Genomic DNA, 11,677 nt, shown 5'->3' with positions numbered 1-11,677 from the left:
ACGCGGTCAACGACCTCGGGCAGGTGGTTCTCGTCCAGGACTTGCTCGCTCACAGCGGTCAGTCGCCCTTGGTCTGGTAGACGTAGGGCTGCTGGGCCACACTCGACTCGCGGAAATCCTGCTGCGCGTCTCGGTCAACGGCCTTGTCCCACAGCAGGGAACGGCCCTGGCGCTGACGGCCTTCCAGTTGGGGGTCGCGCTGCTTCAGGCTGTCGATGAACTGCGTCACGTCAGACTTGTAGGGCTTCCAGAAAAGCGGCATGGTGGGTACCAGTCAAAAGAGAGGATCAATCCGGCATTTTATCGGCCTGCGCGGCACTTGAGGGCCAGGGCCGCCGCCACAATCAACCCTTATGCAGGAAATCGAACTTAAATTTCAGATCCCGGCCGATTCGCTCGCGGTTTTGTCGGCCGAGATTGAACGCTTGCCGGGTCACGCCCGCGAACGTCTTCAAGCGCACTACTTTGACACGCCCGATCGCCGCCTGGGCCAGGCACGCAGCGCCTTGCGGCTGCGCAAGGAGGGTGAACGTTGGGTTCAGACCCTGAAAGCGTCTGGCGCCAACACCATGATCCGGCTGGAAGACAATCAGCCCGCGCCTGCGCCCTCTGAGGGCCGCGCCGCCAGAATTGATTTGAGCCTGCACCTGGGCTCGCCAGCCGAGGCTTCGCTGATCAGGACGCTCGGGTGGAATCCGGGCCAGGACCGCTGGGGTGAACACGCGGGTTTGGTCGAGCTGTACCGCACCGACATCTGGCGCCAGACCGCCCGCGTGTCCGTGGGCCAAGGCACGCCCCAGGCCGGCGCCGTTGAGCTCGCCTTGGATTTGGGGCACATCCACGCTGGCGATTTGAGCGTGGCGGTGCAAGAACTGGAGATTGAACTGGTGAGCGGCCACCCGATGGCCGTCATCGCCATGGCGCGTGATTGGGTGCTTGGCCATGATCTTTGGCTGGACACCCAGACCAAGGCGCACCGGGGCGATCGCTTGGCGCGTCAGGCCGCGGGCGAGTCGCCAGGCAAGGCTGCTGTGCCACAAAACGCCCGTGTCGGCATGGGCTTGGCGGAGGCCTTGGAGAGCCTCACCGATGCCATGAGCGCGGTTGCCGCCAGCCCGGCCCCCGATCTGCGGCAGATCGAGTCATGGCGGCAGGCCCTGCAAGAGTTGGTTTTGCTGAATCAAGCGCATCAAGCCGGGGCTTCGAGTGATCCACCACAAGCGGCGACCTTTCCTCATGGCGCCATGCCGGGTGTTCAGGCTTTGCTGCTGGCGCTGCAAGATCATGAGCGCGCCTCCATCCTGGCCCGAGCGCCCAGCACCACACTGCTTTGCCTTGAGTTGTTCGCAGCGCTGCTGTGAGGGCCCCAAGTCAGTGGCTGCAATGGCGTTGCAGGGGCGCTTTGCTTTGTCTTGGCAGCGCGGGGCGCGGGCTAGGGCGGTCGCCGGCCGGGCTTCAGCTTGGTGGTCCCGCTGTTAGCGGGACTGCCTTCCGATGCTCATGCCGAGGTGGGGCCGTGGAACCTCACTGCGCGGATTTCATCCGCTTCGTTCAAACAACCACGGCCAGTCAGATGTTGATGCGCGCTGCCGCGCGCCCACCTCGGCACTGCGCGTCTCAGCACCAAGCCAGGCGCCCCGCCGACGACCGCCCCAGCCCTTTTTCGCCCCGCTGGTGGCATGCCACGGTTGCAGTTGGTGGTGGACCAACAGCCGCGTAACGGGCACCAATTGCACGACCACTGCAAACGCCACCCCGTTGCCATGCCACCGCCCCAAACCGTGCCACGCCACCAGCGGGGCGATCAGGGATGAGGCGGAGGCTGGCGGGGCGACTTCGGGGGCGTCGAGGAGCGCAGCCCGGGGCGGAAAAAGGATCGTCCGTTGTTTGAGCCCTGCAAGGGCGAGTTTCGGACGATCCCCGCCCCGGGCGAGCACCGCAGAGCAGTCCGCCGCGAAGCGGTGGACCGCCACCATAGGAGCCCCGCCCGCCTCCGACTCATCCCCGCCCCGCGCGCTCCATAAAATGCTCCTAACCCACCACGGTCACTGAATCAACTGACGCGCCCGCAGCAAGGCCGAGGCCAAATCCTTGACCACATTGGCCGACCCCAAAGTGTCATCGTGGTGCGCTCGGTGGATCAAGCCCAGTGGTTGCTCATTGACCTCGCACAACACCAGTTGAATGTCCTTGCGCGCCAGGGCACGTCGCAACTGCAGCAAAGCCTCCAGGCCAGAGGTGTCGATCGAAATCAACCGGTGCGCTTCCAGCACCACCACGCGGGCATCCGAAGGTAGCTGCTCGGCCAGGTCCTCAACCTTGCCCACGGCCCCAAAGAAAAGCACGCCATACAACTTGAACACCGCGATATTCGGATCGCCCATGGCCAATGGCTCGATGCGGAACAAGGTGCTCATGCGGTAGATGAAGAACACGCAGGCCAGCACCAGACCCACCTCCACCGCCACCGTCAGATCGAAGATGACGGTGAGTAAAAAGGTGCCGAGCAGGATGATCCGGTAGGTGTAGTTGAAGTGGCGCAGCTTGATGAACTCGCGCCACTCGCCCATGTTCCAGGCCACGAACAGCAAGATGCCAGACAGCACCGGCAAAGGCACGTGAACCGCCAAAGGCGCGGCCACCAGCACGATCAACAACAAAGCCACCGCATGCACCATGCCAGCGACCGGGCTGGTGGCGCCCGCCCGTGCGTTGGTCACCGTGCGGGCGATCGTGCCCGTGGCCGGGATGCCACCGAAGAAGGGCGCCACCATGTTGGCCACACCTTGCGCCATCAACTCCTGATTGGGGTTGTGGCGGGGCAAGTCGGTGAGGTTGTCGGCCACGCGGGCGCACAACAGCGACTCGATCGCGCCCAGCAAGGCGATGGTGATCGTGGGGATGAACAGGTTGCGCACGCCCTCCCAGCTGAAATCAGGCCAGGCCAGTTGCGGCAAGGCCTGCGGGATGCCACCAAAGCGCGAACCAATGGTGGCCACGGGCAGTTGCAGCAAGGCCGCCGCCAAGGTCAGCACCAGCAAGACCACCATGGGCGCCGGCATGCGTGAGGCCACGCGGATGGTGCGCGCCTCCAACACCACTTTGGGCAACAAGCGCCCGGGCGAGAACATCCTGGGCCAGGCCCACAGGCTGAGCACGGTCAACAAGCCCAGGCCCAGCGCAAAGGGATTGAACTGGTGCGCGTGGGCGCCGATGGTCCGAATCTGCCCGACAAAATCGGCCGGCATGTGCGCAGGGCTCAAGCCCAGCAGGTCCTTGAACTGCGACAGCGCGATCAGTACCGCGATGCCATTGGTGAAGCCGATGACGATGCTGACCGGGATGTAGCGCACCAGCACGCCCAGCCGGAAGAGGCCCAGCACGAACAGCAGCATGCCCGCCATCACGGTGGAGATCAGCAAGTTGGCCACGCCGTAATGCTCGACGATGCCGTAGACGATGACGATGAAAGCCCCCGCCGGCCCGCCGATCTGCACGCTGGAGCCGCCCAGCGCGGAAATGATGAAGCCCGCGATGATGGCGGTGAACAAGCCTGCTTCTGGCTTGACACCCGAGGCGATTGCAAAGGCCATGGCCAAAGGCAGCGCGACGATGCCCACCGTGAGGCCCGCCCCCAGGTCGGTCATGAACCGGCCTCGGTTGTAGCCCTGCAGGTCGTCCAGCAAGCGGGGTCGGAAAGGGGCCAGGTCAAGGCCCAAACGCTTGATCCAGGCCGTTGGCAGAAGGCGACTCATGTGAGGTTCAGCTTGAGCAAGCCTTGTGCCAGACCTTGGTTCAGCGGACGCGCATGCCGGGTTGGGCGCCCGGGAAAGGCTCCAGCACGTAGATGCCCGGGTTGGCTTTTTCATCGGCGTGCGAGCCAGCCAGCACCATGCCTTCGCTGACGCCGAACTTCATCTTGCGCGGCGCCAGGTTGGCCACCATCACCGTCAGCTTGCCGACCAGGTCTTCGGGCTTGTAGGCCGACTTGATCCCGCTGAACACATTGCGCATGCGGCCCTCGCCCACGTCCAGCGTCAGGCGCAGCAGCTTGTCGGAACCTTCGACGTGCTCGGCATTGACGATCTTGGCGATGCGCAGATCGACCTTGGCGAAATCGTCGATGGTGATGGTGGCGGCGATCTCCTCACCGCCCGGCTTGGGTGCTTCGACCACCGCAGGTGCGGGTGGCTCGAACAGCGCTTCCAGCATTTTGGGATCCACGCGGGTCATCAGGTGTTCGTACTTGCGGATGGTGGTGACGGGCGTGCTGCGCTCGGCCCAGGTCAGGGGCTGGTCAAAGCCCAGGAAGTCAAAGGCGCGGCGGGTCACATCCGGCAGGATGGGGCTGAGGAACAGCGTCAGATACTTGAAGCCCTCCATGCAGGCCGACAACACTTCGTGCAAGGCACTGTTGGCCTCATGCTGGGCGCTGTCCTTGGCCAGCTCCCAGGGCTTGGCCGTGTCGAAATACTGGTTGATCTCGTCGGCGGCGGCCATGATGTCGCGCAGGGCCTTTCCGAACTCGCGCTTGTCGAGCGACTCGGCGATCAAGGCCTCGCGGCTGATCACAGCTTGCAGCGGGATCATCTCCTGCAGCTTGCCTTCGTCGCCCGCATCCAGGTGCGCCAGGTTGCCTTCAAAGTACTTGTGGATGAAGTTGGAGCAGCGGCTGGCGATGTTGACGTACTTGCCCACCAGGTCGCTGTTGACCCGGGCCACGAAATCCTCGGGGTTGAAGTCAACATCCTCGACCTTGCTGTTGAGCTTGGCCGCAATGTAGTAGCGCAGCCACTCGGGGTTCATGCCCAGCCCAAGGTACTTGAGCGGGTCCAGGCCGGTGCCCCGGCTCTTGCTCATCTTGTCGCCGTTGTTGATGGTCATGAAGCCATGCACATTGACCTGGTTGGGCAATTTGCGGCCGCTGAACTTCAGCATCGCAGGCCAGAACAGGGTGTGGAAGTAGGTGATGTCCTTGCCGATGAAGTGCACCTGCTCGACCGCCGGATCGGCCATGAACTCGTCAAAGCTGCGGCTCTCGCCATATTTGGCCTTGGGGCCGCCGTGGGCGAAGTAACTTTTCAGCGACGCCAGGTAGCCAATGGGCGCGTCCAGCCACACGTAGAAATATTTGCCCGGTGCATCGGGGATCTCGATGCCGAAGTACGGCGCGTCGCGGCTGATGTCCCAATCGCTCAGGCCACCTTCGCCATTCTCGCCCTTGGTGAACCATTCGCGGATCTTGTTGCCGACCTCGGATTGCAGCTTGCCATCTTGCGTCCAGGCTTCCAGGAACTCGGCGCAGCGCGGATCGGACAGCTTGAAGAAATAGTGGTCGCTGGTCTTGCGCACCGGGGTGGCGCCGCTCAGGGCCGAATAGGGGTTCTTCAGTTCGATGGGCGAATACACCGCGCCGCACACCTCGCAAGAATCTCCGTACTGGTCTTTCGCGCCGCATTTGGGGCACTCGCCCTTGATGAAGCGGTCGGGCAGGAACATGTTCTTTTCAGGGTCGAAGAACTGCTCGACCGGGCGCACGGTGATCAGGCCCGCCTCGCGCAGCGCCACGTAGATCTCTTTGGCCAGCGAATGATTTTCCGGGCTGTCGGTGGACGACCAATGGTCGAACGCGATGTGAAAGCCATCCAGGTAGGGCTTGCGGCCGGCCGCGATGTCGGCCACAAACTGTTGCGGCGTCTTGCCAGCTTTTTCAGCCGCGATCATGATGGGGGCGCCATGGGCATCGTCGGCCCCCACGAAGTGAACGCGGTGCCCTTGCATGCGCTGGAACCGCACCCAGATGTCGGCCTGGATGTACTCCATGATGTGGCCCACATGAAAGTGGCCGTTGGCATAAGGCAGGGCTGTCGTGACAAAGAGCTGACGTGACATGGCGGCAAGGAAAGGCTTGGGGAAAGTCCTGGATTTTAGGCCGCGCTAGACTGACTGCCTGGATTAGTTTTCTCAGCCCTGTTCCCGCCCCACCTGCCCACCGCCTCCGCCAGCATGTCCCTACCCGCACCATCCGCCCTTGAAACCGCCGCGCGCACCGCGTTGAGCGCCGTCATCGACCCCTTGACCGGTCAGGATTGGGTCAGCGGCAAGCAACTCAAATCGCTGCGGGTTGAACAAGGCCATGCCACCGTGGACATCACCCTGGGCTACCCTGCCCGGTCGCGCTGGCCCACCTACACCGCACTGGTGATGCAGGCGCTTGACGAGGTGCCCGGCATTGCCGACGTCGAGGTGAACTGGGCCACGAAGGTTCAAACCCATGCGCCTCAACGTGGCCAGGCACCCCTGCCTGGTGTGAAAAATCTGGTGGCCGTGGCCTCCGGCAAAGGCGGCGTTGGCAAAAGCACCACCGCCATCAACCTGGCCCTGGCCCTGGCGGCCGAAGGCGCCAGCGTGGGCATGCTCGACGCCGACATCTACGGCCCCAGCCAACCCCTGATGATGGGCCTGAGCGGCCGCCCCGACAGCCCCGATGGCAAAAGCATCGAACCGCTGCGCAACCACGGCCTGCAGATGATGTCGATCGGCCTGCTGATCGACGAGAACGCGCCCACCATCTGGCGCGGCCCCATGGCCACCCAGGCGGTTGAACAACTGCTGCGCCAGACCCGCTGGGGCGCCCCCGACGCCCCGCTGGATTACCTGATCGTCGACATGCCCCCCGGCACCGGCGACATCCACCTGACCCTGTGCCAGCGTGCCCCGCTCACCGCCGCCGTGGTCGTCACCACCCCGCAGGACATCGCGCTGCTGGACGCCCGCAAGGGCCTGCGCATGTTCGAAAAAGTGGGGGTGCCCGTGCTGGGCGTGGTCGAGAACATGGCCACCTACCATTGCCCCAACTGTGGCCACGAAGCCCACATCTTTGGCGAAGACGGCGGCAAGCGCCTGGCCGAGGAAACCGGCGTGCCCGCGCTGGGCTCCATGCCTTTGGACCTGAGCATCCGCCAGCAGGCCGACAGCGGCAACCCCACGGTGGCCGCCGACCCCAACGGCAAGGTGGCGGGCCTGTACAAGGACATGGCCCAACGCCTGGCGGCTGGACTGTCCAAGCTGCCCAAAGACTATTCAGGCAAGCTGCCGGGCGTGACCGTCGTGCCCAAGACCGACGCCTGAAATTCACCCCCGCCCTGGCCATGACTCACCGCACTGACGATGCCTGGTTCGATCTGGTCCCCCAGGCCCTGATCGAATTTGACGAGCATGGCCACCTGTTGCGCAGCAACGCGGCCTTTGCCGGGCTGTTCGGCAAGGCCCCTGCGCCAGGCGCTGCACTGAGCCACGAGTCTGAAGCCCTGCAGCGGCTCACCGGTTGGGACGCCCCTTTGGCCCTGATCGGGCTGGCCCCCGGCGCCCCGCCACTGACCAACCTGGCCTGCATTGACGAAGGCTCCCCCAACCAGCGCTACCTGCGCAGCCAGGTGCACGCCCACCCCGCCGTCCCCGGTCAGCCCGAGCGCTTTCTGTGCGTGGTGCACGACACCAACCCCCTGGCCTTCGTGGTGCAGACGCCAAAGCCCCCCGACTTCGCCAACACCAGCGGCGAACCCTCCGGCCTGATGGAGTTCGACCAGGACCAGTTGCTGCACGAGTTGCGCACCATCCTCGAAAGCAGCCCCGCTGGCATCGCCTACTTGCGCGACAACATCCTGGTGCGCTGCAATCGCCGCTTCGAACGCATGCTGGGCCTGAGCCCCGGCACCTTGACCGGGCAGCACCTGGACGCCTTGCTGGACAGCGACCCGCGCATCCGCCGCGTGGTCGATCAATCCACCGTCGAGCTGCAGAACACCGGCCAGTTCGAAAGCGAGCTGGAAATCGTGGCCCCCGGTTTCCCCACGCGCTGGTATGCGCTGTCGGTGCGCCGCATCGGCCCCCGCACCGACACCCTGGAAGTCATCGCGGTGCTGTCGGACATCACGCGCATCCGCTCGCAACAAGCCCAGCTGGAAGCCCTGGGCCGCGACCGCGATCTGATGTTCACCATGTCGGGCGTGGGCATCGCCTTCGTGCGCGACGGCCTGGTGCACAGCGCCAACCCGGCCCTGGCCAGCCTGCTGGGCCTGGACCACCAAGACATGGCCGGCCGCCCCCTGGCCAGCCTGTACATCACCGATGTCGACACCAGCACCCTGGCCAGGACCGACGACCAGATCCTGGCGCAACTCGGCGAGCACGGCCACTGGCAAGGCGAGCGGGCCCTGCGGCATCCGCGTGGCACCCCTTTGTGGGCCGAAGTCAACCTGCGCCTGGTCAAGCCCGATCAGCCTGAAGAAGGCTTCATTGCCTCCTTCGTCAACGTCGATGATCGGCACCGCGCCGAACAAAACCTCACGCTGCAGGCCGACCGCACCCGCGCCATCCTGGATTCGGTGTTCGTCGGCATCGTCACGCTCGACTCCGGCGGCATCGCCTGGATGAACAGATCCGCCCGGCGCATGTTTGGCGGCGACCTGCCCGATTTTCTCGGGCACCCGCTCAGCACCGTCGCCACGCCCGACATCGACCACCCTTTCCGCCTGACCGGCTACCTGGACGACCTGCTCGACGGCCAATCGCACACCTTCGAGTGCCAGGTCATGGGCCGCGATGGGCGCGTGTTCTGGGTGGTGGGCAACGCCGTGGTCACCCTGGGCGAGTTCAACGAACGCCAGATCACCTACGCCCTGATGGACATCGACAGGCGCCGCGAAGCCGAGGCGCTGACCGTGGAAGCCCAAGCCACCCTCCAGCGCATCATCGAGATGGCACCCATGACCATCACGCTGTGCGATGCCAAGACCCTGACCGTCATCCAGGCCAACCAGGCCGCCTCGGCGTTCATGAAGATCGAGCCAACCAAGGCAGCCGGGCTCACCCCCGAGCAAATCCACGGCGAGGACCGTGGCCGCCAGTTGCGAGCAGACATGCTCAGGGCGCTCGACTCCGCCAAACCGCTGCAACGCGAATACAAGTTCGAGCAAGGCTCGGCCGTGCAAACCTGGGATGTCAGCTACCTGCCCTTGTCGCACGACGGCCAGACTGCCGACCAACTGCTGCTGGTGGCCTCCGACGTCAGCGAGCAACGCGCCGCCGAGCAAGCCCGGCTGGAGGCCGCCATTGCGCAGCGTGAAATGCTGGTCAAGGAAGTGCACCACCGTATCAAGAACAACCTGCAAGGCGTGGCGGGCCTGCTGCAGCAGATCGCGGCCCGCAAGCCAGAAGTCGCATCGGCCATCTCGGAAGTGGTGGGCCAGGTTCAGGCCATTGCCCAGGTCTATGGCTTGCAAGTGGGCGCTGGCGGCCCGTTGCGCCTTAAAAACGTCATCGAAGCCATCGCCCAGTCGGTGCAGCGTACCTTCAGCCGCACCATCACCCTGGTGGTGGAAGGCAGCAACGCCTCGGAATGGCAACTGCCGGAGGCCGAATCCATCCCCATCGCGCTCAGCCTGAACGAACTGCTCACCAATGCCCACAAACATGGCCTGGCCGCCGAGGCCTTGACCTGCTCCATGATCTGCAGCGAGCAACAGGTCTGCATCGAGATACGCAACACCGGGGTGTTGCCCGAAGGCTTCAACGTGCACCGGGTGCCTGGCGGCGTGTCGGGTCTGGGCTTGGTCCGCGCCCTGCTGCCCCGCCGAAGCTCCAAACTGAGCATGACCCAGGCAGGTGAACAGGTCGTCACCCGGATCGAACTGAATCCGCCAGGCATCAGTTTGGTGCCCACCCCCCACATCCTGGGTGCTCCCTCTGGTCAGCAGATTGCACTTTGGCCACAATGAGCAGGGAATGCCGTGCAAAATGGCGAATCAGTCTTGACGTGATCTGAGGCCAGAGGTCTCCGTAGCGTTCCAGGGCTTCACGGCCCAATGAGGATGTGCGTGAATCACAAAGGCAAAATTTTGGTGGTGGACGATGATCGGCTGGTGCTGGCCACGTTGACCCACGGCCTGTCACAAGCTGGCTACGAAGTGATCGACGCTGACAACGGCGACGACGCCATCCTGCTGGCCCACGAACACAAGCCCGAACTGGCCCTGCTGGACATCCGCATGGAAGGCAAAACCGGCTTCGACGTGGCCGCCTACCTGCGTGAGTACTGCCAGATCCCCTTCATGTTCCTGTCGGCGTTTGCCGACGAGGCCACGGTGGCGCAGGTCAAGGAGCTGGGCGCCGTGACCTACCTTGTCAAGCCGCTGGACATCCAGCAGATCGTGCCCGCCGTGGAATCGGCCTTCGCCAATCGGCGCAAAAACGCCGCGCAAGCCGAAGCTCAGGCCACGGAGACGACAACGCAGGCCAAAACTTCCGCCGCCTCGTCCAGCGCCGACCCTCTGGCACAGACCGTGGCCCTGGCCGTGGGCATCGTCATGCACCGGCATTCATTGGGGCGGGGTCAAGCTTTGGACCGCTTGCGCAAACAGGCACAACAAGAAGGCCGCTCCATCGACGCCTGGTGCGAACGCCTGCTGGACGCCCAGGAAGTGCTGTCCGGACTCGGGCCGCTGAACTGACCTGATCGCAAGGAAGGTCAATCAGCCCCGGCGGCGGCCCTGGGCTTGCGCCTGGGCGGCACTGATCAAGGTGAAGTAGAAACAAGCGCCCTGCCCTGACTGGGCCTCGGCCCACACCCGGCCTTCATGGCGCGAGATGATGTTCTTGACGCCCGCCAGGCCCACGCCAGTGCCCGGAAACTCCTTGGCGCTGTGCAGGCGCTGGAACAAACCAAACAGCTTGTCGGCGTGCTGCATGTCAAAACCGGCCCCGTTGTCTTTCACGTAAAACACCGCTGGATTGGTCGCAGGCATCACGCCGATTTCAATGCAGGGGTGCTCGACCTTGGCGCTGTACTTCAAGGCATTGCCCATCAGGTTGTCCAGCACGCGCCGCACCAGCGTGGGATCGGCCTCGGCCACCATGCCGTCGGCCACCTTGAACTCGGCGCGCCGACTGGCCTGCCCGGTCACCAACCCTTCGTCACGCTCCAGGTCGGACAAATCCCTGACCACCTCCTTGGCCAGAAGGCTGAGGTCGATGCGTTCGCGCTCCACCGGCTCCCGCGCCAGTTGCGCCTGCGCCAGGATGGCATCGATCATGCCGTTCATGCGGCTGGAGGCCGCCAGCACGCGGTCCAGGTGGTCATTGCCCACGCGGTCCAGCACCTTGCCGTAATCCTCTTTGAGGATGCGCGTGAAGCCATCGACCACACGCAGTGGCGCCCGAAGGTCGTGCGACAAAGCGTAGCGCAAGACTTCCTGGTCGGATTCACTCATGGCGGGCACACAGTCGTCGTCAGGCATGGCGGGTTCGGGCTCGCTCACCGCCTCAATCGGCGGAATCAAGGGCACATCTGGCCTGATCCCTGCTTCTGGCGCGGGTAACCATGCCAAAGCCGTTCCCCACACCACACACCACAACAACAGGAACAGGCTGTGCGCCCACGCCGGTGCGCCCAACAGCACCATCACGACAAGCGTCATCAAACCCGCCGCACCCCACCCCATCAAAAGGATTTGGGACCGCCGACGGAGAGCCGCCTGACTTAAAAAAGAATGATTACCCGGCATTCAAATGATTGTAAGAAGGACCGCAAGGGGTTTCTTCTGCTGGTTGACCATTTCACTGTGCCTGTAAAGTCCGTGATTAGTTAACGATTAGACACAGTATGCCCCTGCGGTCT

Annotated in this window: 8 protein-coding genes; 4 read left to right on the top strand and 4 right to left on the bottom strand. The window is 64.2% G+C overall.

Annotation, left to right across the window (positions count from 1 at the left end; translation table 11 throughout):
• Positions 1-58 precede the first annotated feature (58 nt).
• Positions 59-262 carry a DUF3460 family protein gene (locus Q7V20_RS20620; RefSeq protein WP_304795460.1) on the bottom strand — a complete coding sequence of 68 codons (204 nt, stop codon included), beginning with the start codon at positions 260-262 and terminating at the stop codon, positions 59-61.
• 91 nt (positions 263-353) lie between these two features.
• On the opposite strand from Q7V20_RS20620, the gene Q7V20_RS20615 reads away from it, so the two are divergent.
• A complete protein-coding gene (locus tag Q7V20_RS20615) occupies positions 354-1,361 on the top strand; it encodes a CYTH domain-containing protein (RefSeq protein WP_304795458.1) in 1,008 nt (335 codons plus the stop codon).
• Positions 1,362-2,045: 684 nt separating this feature from the next.
• Here Q7V20_RS20615 and Q7V20_RS20610 read toward each other — a convergent pair.
• Both Q7V20_RS20610 and metG read right to left on the bottom strand, forming a co-directional pair.
• Positions 2,046-3,755: a SulP family inorganic anion transporter gene (locus tag Q7V20_RS20610; RefSeq protein WP_304795455.1), complete on the bottom strand. Its 1,710-nt coding sequence runs from the start codon at positions 3,753-3,755 to the stop codon at positions 2,046-2,048.
• A 40-nt stretch (positions 3,756-3,795) separates the two neighbouring features.
• Positions 3,796-5,892, bottom strand: coding sequence for a methionine--tRNA ligase (gene metG, locus Q7V20_RS20605; RefSeq protein WP_304795453.1), 2,097 nt, complete (start codon positions 5,890-5,892; stop codon positions 3,796-3,798).
• Between the two features lie 114 nt (positions 5,893-6,006).
• On the opposite strand from metG, the gene apbC reads away from it, so the two are divergent.
• From apbC to Q7V20_RS20590, 3 genes are all read left to right on the top strand, one after another.
• A complete protein-coding gene (gene apbC, locus Q7V20_RS20600) occupies positions 6,007-7,131 on the top strand; it encodes an iron-sulfur cluster carrier protein ApbC (RefSeq protein WP_304795451.1) in 1,125 nt (374 codons plus the stop codon).
• A 20-nt stretch (positions 7,132-7,151) separates the two neighbouring features.
• Positions 7,152-9,779 carry a PAS domain-containing protein gene (locus Q7V20_RS20595; protein WP_304795449.1) on the top strand — a complete coding sequence of 876 codons (2,628 nt, stop codon included), beginning with the start codon at positions 7,152-7,154 and terminating at the stop codon, positions 9,777-9,779.
• A gap of 93 nt (positions 9,780-9,872) precedes the next feature.
• Entirely contained in the window at positions 9,873-10,511 is a 639-nt protein-coding gene (locus tag Q7V20_RS20590) for a response regulator (protein WP_370652527.1), read from the top strand.
• A 21-nt stretch (positions 10,512-10,532) separates the two neighbouring features.
• Here Q7V20_RS20590 and Q7V20_RS20585 read toward each other — a convergent pair whose 3' ends face one another.
• On the bottom strand, positions 10,533-11,477 hold the full coding sequence (locus tag Q7V20_RS20585; protein ID WP_304795445.1) for an ATP-binding protein: 945 nt from the start codon (positions 11,475-11,477) through the stop codon (positions 10,533-10,535).
• Positions 11,478-11,677 lie beyond the last annotated feature (200 nt).

It is taken from the genome of Aquabacterium sp. (genome assembly GCF_030652515.1).
Taxonomy (GTDB): domain Bacteria; phylum Pseudomonadota; class Gammaproteobacteria; order Burkholderiales; family Burkholderiaceae_C; genus Aquabacterium.
The sequence above is the reverse complement of the archived record's forward strand: the minus strand, read 5'-3'. Positions and strand labels throughout refer to the sequence as shown.